Annotated in this window: 4 protein-coding genes; all 4 read right to left on the reverse strand. The window is 70.2% G+C overall.

Annotated elements, in window-relative coordinates:
* On the reverse strand, positions 1-1,252 hold a 1,252-nt coding region (locus ACYC1Z_RS14460; RefSeq protein WP_461410219.1), incomplete at its 3' end, for a DUF4055 domain-containing protein.
* A 10-nt stretch (positions 1,253-1,262) separates the two neighbouring features.
* Entirely contained in the window at positions 1,263-2,693 is a 1,431-nt protein-coding gene (locus tag ACYC1Z_RS14465; protein ID WP_461410220.1) for a terminase, read from the reverse strand.
* The gene (locus ACYC1Z_RS14470) at positions 2,690-3,478 is read right to left on the reverse strand and encodes a terminase small subunit (RefSeq protein WP_461410221.1); all 789 of its coding nucleotides are present in this window, start codon (positions 3,476-3,478) and stop codon (positions 2,690-2,692) included. Before ACYC1Z_RS14470 ends, ACYC1Z_RS14465 begins: the two co-directional genes overlap by 4 nt.
* 192 nt (positions 3,479-3,670) lie before the next feature.
* A partial coding sequence (locus ACYC1Z_RS14475) for a hypothetical protein (RefSeq protein ID WP_461410222.1) occupies positions 3,671-4,095 on the reverse strand: 425 nt, incomplete at its 5' end.

The following is a 4,095-nucleotide window of genomic DNA, read 5'->3' on the forward strand; positions in this document are numbered from 1 at the left end:
TGTTGACCGTGATGCTCCCGCCCACTTCGCCCAGGTACTCCGCGTGGAAGCCGAGCGCCCGCTCCAAGCAGTCCTGTAGCGCCTGCGCGACCGTGGCGAGGCTCGCGTTCTGGGCGGCCGAGTCTATCCGCTTGGCTTCGGCCGTCTCCGGCTGCGTGCCCGTCGCGTCCAGCATCGCGAGCGCCAGCGCCGCCATCGCCCGCACGATCATGTCCAGTTCGCGCTCGGTCGGCACGAACGCCGTGCCCGTGAGCTCCAAGAGCCCGACCTTGCCCTCCGGGCTCGGGATGTCGATGGAGACGGACGGGCCGAGGATGATGTTGGCGTCCCCTTCGTAGCCGATCCGGTAGGGCGTGACGGTGCAGGCCATCGTCATCACGTTTCGGCGGTCGGCCTTGACGCGGTAGTGGTCGAGGTTGAGGTCGGCCAGGTCGAGCAAGGGCGGGTCGCAGTCGAATTGCAGCCCCGCGTCCTCCGTCTCGCCCGCTACCAGCGGCGCGAACGGGATCGCGCTGATCGGCCGCTTGCCCGCGACCAGCACCGGCCGCGGCTCCTGCGTCATCACGGTGAGTGTCGCCGTCTTCCCCTTCTCGTCCACGCCCTCCCGTTCTTCCCACAGCTCGAACGTGACGCCCGTTTCGGCCGTGTGCCTGAACACCCGATACCTCGTGATCTCAGCCACCCCGAACAGCCCCACCTGCTCCTCGACCGTCTCCCTCAGCACGAGCAGCGTGTAGACGGTCCTGTTCCCCACGCGCCCCACGCGCGCCACCAGCACGTCCTCGGCACGGTAGCGCACCCAGTACGGCCGGAGCCCCGCCGCCTGCTCCACGGCCAGCGATACGCCGTCCGGGTCGGCCACGGTCGGGTAGTCAACGAGGATGCCGCCGAGCCCCGTAATCATGCCATCCGTGGCGAGCATCCGCGCCAGCACGTTGAGAGCCGTGCCCGCGCCGTCGATGTCCTCTGCCTGCCCCACGATCACGGCCGACACGTCCTTGCCGAGCGTGGGCGGGCGGCGGAAGATCAGGCCCACGAGCGCGCGCACCGTGCGGCGGAAGTAGTTGTCGAACGCCGTCTGCTCCTTCCGCCGCTTGAAGTCCGCGTCACTCTCCCCCGCGAACCTGAACAGCAGCGTGTCCCCGGCCTCGTGTACGGCGTCGGTGCCACGGAACAGGGTGCGCAGGCGGGTCCACTGCGGGAGCCGCTTGGAGTAGGTCGCGCTGGGCGTGGCGGGCGTGTCGGTGGGCATGGGGCGGGGGTCAGCGGGTGAGCGAAGCGGTGCCCTGGCGCCACTCGCGGCGGGGGGCCATCACGCGATAACGGAACTCGTCGGGCAGGTGGTCCTCGGCGTCGGTGTCCACGTCGTCGGGGTCGCGCTCGTCACGCGGCACGGACGGCAGGATGCGGAGGCACTGGCGGCAGTTGTCGAAGATGAAAATGCCGGGCGTCTCCAGTGGCGTCCGCGATTCGTACGCGTCGAGCACGTCGGACAGCCGGTTGCGGCATTCTTCCCAGCCCAGCTTGCGCGAGCCCGGCGCCTTGTTGGCGGGCACGAAGTCGGCGCCGCCCGCCTTCAGCTTGTCGCCGACGCTCGGCTCGCCCGGCTCGGAGGTCCAGATTGACGAGTCCGCGGGGCCGGGCTTGACGCGGCCGTGGATCTTGAGCCCCTTCTCTCTCTCCACGATCCCGGCCGCGATGTCCGACGCCTTCATGCGGACGCCGACGTTGGGTGTCTCGCCGTCCCATCCGTACCACTCGCCGATCCTGAACAGCGTGCCCTTCGGGTAGTGGACGCCGTTCGGTGCCACGGTGCCGTCCGACTCCGCCCACCAGCCGACCGAGAACGGCTTGGACGAGCCGTGGTCGTAGGAGCGGTCGATACGCCACGACGCGGGCACCGCGAACGGCTTCAGGACGTGCGCGCGTTCGTCCCACACGTCGCCGAACATGCCGCCCGCGTTGATGTCCCACCGGCCCGCCGCCCACGCCTTCCGGCGCTCCTTGTTCCGGTCGCCGAGTAGCCGCTTCTCGTAGTCGGGGTCAGCGTTGAGCAGCGCCAGGTTCTCGCTGTAGTGGCCGAAGATGCGGACGCGCGCCTGGCCCTCGGCATTGATGATCGGCACGCCCGGCGGGGCGGGGTCGATGAAGTACAGCTTGACATCCTGGTGCCCGACGCCGAACGGATTGCACGTCGCGCGGCGCTTGCGGGGCATCGCGGCGGGACCGCTGGACCGGCTGCATGACGCCATGACGTGGTAGCAGTCGAGCGTCGGCCAGTTGGTCAGCTCCTCGAACCCGATCCACGGGTACTCGTGGCCGTGGTAGTTCCAGTAATCGTCCGGCGTCCGCATGTAGCGGAGCAGCAGTTCCTCCCCGTCGGGGAACACCCACGCCGAATCGCTCTTGTTCCACTTCGCGTCCGGGAACACTCTCCAGAACCACCGCTTGCTCTTGGCGATCACGTCGGCCAACTGCTTGTACGTCCGGCGGAACAGGATGCCGCGCCAGTGCGACCCGTAGCCGGCGCCGACGTGCTGCACGAAGTCCATGAGCAGCGCCTCCGTCTTGCCCGGCCCGCGCGTGCCCTCGTACAGACACTCCGGGAGCGGGCAGGCGAGGAACAGCGCCTGGCTCCCCGGCTGCGGCTGCATGACCACGCGCGGGGCGGTGGCGACGGCGGTGGCGCTCATGCCGCGGCGTCGCGAGTGCGGGCGCGGAGCCCGTCCTGCTGTTGCTGCGCCACGGCCGACCATTCCTCGGCCGTCACAGGGGCGGGGGTGCGGAGCACGCCAGTGTCGCGGGTCTGTTCGGGCGTGGTGGCGGCGGTATCGGTGAACATGCCGAGGTGCTTGGCCACGTTCGCCAGCGCGCCGTCCTGATCTCGCATCTTGATCTCCAGCCCGTCTTTCGTCTGCTTCACGCCAGCGTAGAGCAGGCGAGCGGCGGGGGAGAGGTGGCGGGTATCCTTCGGGAACACCTGCGCCACGCCATCGCCGAAGCACTCGGGGCACTCCGGGTGCGGGGCAAGCCGGGCGTCATAGCCAGAGCCGCCGGCCATGTCGAACGCCGGGACGGGGCCGTCCGCGTCTTTCCACTTCGCCGTCACCCGCTCGTGCTGCGCCAGCGCGTCCTCAAGTTCTGCCTGCGTGCGCTGCTGGCGGTGCCCCTCCCCATGGCAGTAGCGGCAACAGGTCCGACGCAGGTCGATCAACTCGTTCGGGTCGGCCGTGGCGATGGCCCACCACTGGCGGAGCACCTGATCGGCGGTGACGTCGAGCCGGGCGGCGCGGGCGGCTTGGAGGGCGGCAACCGCGGCGGCGATTCTAGGATTGCCTAGGAGCTGCCACCCCTGCTTGCCGGCCGTCTTGACGCTGTATCCTGCCCGCTTCGCCGCCTTTGTGGCGTCCAGATCCGCCATGTACTCCCGTGCAAACGTCGCCTGCCGGGCCGTGAGGCAGGCCAGCAGGGCGTCCACGTTCGCAGGCGAGCTATCGGCCATGCAGAGGGCGGCGTGAGGGCAGGAACGAGAAACGGCGCCCTTGTCCGCCCTGGTGAGGGGCGGGCTGGAGCGCCGCGGTATCCGGTGTGGATTGTGTGCTGCTGGAATATAGCGCGAGTGGCCCGCGCTCGTGCTGCTATGGTCAGGACGAATCGCGCGCGGCGGGGGTCACGGGGGCGGGGCGGCGAGGGCCAGCAGGTACGCAGCCACCCGCAGACACGCAGCGCGGTCGGGCGAGCGGTACACCGTGCCGGGCGAGTGGTCGCCGTCCACGACGATGTAGTCGTGTAGCTGCGCCACCGCCTCGCACACATCCTCGGCGGTGGGGGCGCCCGTGGCGGCCGGGGCGGGGAAGGTGGAGTCCTTGGGGGGAACCAGCGCCGGTGGGCCGTCCGGCGTCACCACGTAGACGGGGAGCCCGCCCAGCGCTTCGGCATCCCATCCCGCGTGGACTCCGTCGCGGTACGGGGTCCAGTGGCGTACGTCCGCCACATCCCACGGGCGGCCAGCGCAGCGAACACTGGTCAGCCCAAGCGGCACGACAGCGGCGCCACTCGCGGGGGACGGCGTGCCATCCGCGCCATCCTGTCGCA

It is taken from the genome of Georgenia sp. (genome assembly GCF_054605595.1).